This is a genomic window from Mycobacterium sp. E796 (assembly GCF_001672815.1).
Taxonomy (GTDB): Bacteria; Actinomycetota; Actinomycetes; order Mycobacteriales; family Mycobacteriaceae; genus Mycobacterium.
The window spans coordinates 1-860 of the sequence record NZ_LZKK01000316.1 but is presented as its reverse complement, the minus strand read 5'-3'; the positions used below and the strand labels follow the sequence as shown (position 1 = coordinate 860).

Annotated in this window: 2 protein-coding genes; one reads left to right on the top strand and one right to left on the bottom strand. The window is 74.8% G+C overall.

The features are described 5' to 3' along the window. The coding region (locus A5706_RS25290; protein ID WP_068137078.1) for a thiamine phosphate synthase at positions 1-421 on the top strand (421 nt) is incomplete at its 5' end. On the opposite strand, the gene A5706_RS25285 is transcribed toward A5706_RS25290, so the two are convergent. Continuing rightward, the coding region (locus A5706_RS25285) for an NUDIX domain-containing protein (protein ID WP_068137074.1) at positions 393-860 on the bottom strand (468 nt) is incomplete at its 5' end. The genes A5706_RS25290 and A5706_RS25285 overlap by 29 nt on opposite strands.

Below are 860 nucleotides of genomic sequence, written 5' to 3'. Positions count from 1 at the left end.
CGACCGCGCCGACATCGCCCGCGCGGCCGGCGCCGACATCCTGCACCTGGGCCAGGGGGACCTGCCGCCGGCCATGGCCCGCGACATCGTCGGGCCGGAGGTGCTGATCGGCCTGTCCAGCCACGACACTTGCCAGATGACGGCCGCCGCCGGCGAGGCCGACTACTTCTGCGTCGGACCGTGCTGGCCCACCCCGACCAAACCCGGCCGCGCCGCGCCCGGGCTGGGCCTGGTGCGTGAGGCCGCCCGTCTCGGCGGGGACAAGCCGTGGTTCGCGATCGGCGGCATCGACGCCCGGCGGCTGCCCGAGGTGCTCGACGCGGGCGCCCGCCGGATCGTGGTGGTGCGGGCGATCACCGCGGCCGAGGATCCGCGGGCCGCAGCCGAGGCGCTCAGGTCGGCGCTTGCAACAGCGAACTGACCAGGCGGCTGAGCTGCGACGGCTCCTCGTCGGCCTGGAGTGGAGAGCCCGGCATGCACCACACGAAGACCCCGGCCTCGACCTCGAGCGTGCGCGGCAGGTGGTGACGACGTTCGTCGCCGTGATCCAGCGGCAACAGCGCCGGCGAAGTGCGCAGCCGCTGCCAGCTGGCCGCGAAGCCGGGATGCAGCGGCAGATCGGCCACCTCGCTCTCGGCGACCCAGCGCATCTCGGCGCTTTCCCGGTTGGGGATTGTGTCCAGCAACTCGGCCGCGTCGGCAACGACTGTCGTGTAGGTCCAGCTGGTGCCGCCGAGCCCGGTCACCTCGGCGGTGACGACCGCGGCGCGCACGGCGAGCCGCTCGGCCCGCAGGCCGGCCTCCTCGTGCGCCTCGCGGACGGCGGTTTGCTCCGGCGTCTCGTGGCTGTCGCGCGCGCC